1 protein-coding gene is annotated in these 255 nt (G+C 61.6%); it reads right to left on the reverse strand.

The genetic code is table 11. From position 1 onward, the window contains the following. On the reverse strand, positions 1-255 hold a 255-nt coding region (locus AB3X94_RS42240; protein WP_368614511.1), incomplete at both ends, for a hypothetical protein.

Below are 255 nucleotides of genomic sequence, written 5' to 3' on the forward strand. Positions count from 1 at the left end.
CCTGCTGCACCAGACCCACCGTACCTTCGGACAACTGGTTCTGCACGCTCGTGATGCTGGACGCGTTCTGCGCGATGTTGCTGGTGTTCTTTGCGATGTCAGTTGCATTCAGCGCGATATCGCCCGCATTCTGCGCAATGTCGCCCGTGTTCTGCGTCGTGCGACCGTCGAGGTTCGTCACGGCTTCGGCCACGCTGTACACCGTCGTGCCACCCACGCTGAACTTCGGCGCGCTGATCGAGCCATCCGCAAGCA

It is taken from the genome of Paraburkholderia sp. BR10923 (assembly GCF_040948765.1).
In the GTDB taxonomy this organism is placed as follows: Bacteria; Pseudomonadota; Gammaproteobacteria; order Burkholderiales; family Burkholderiaceae; genus Paraburkholderia; species Paraburkholderia youngii.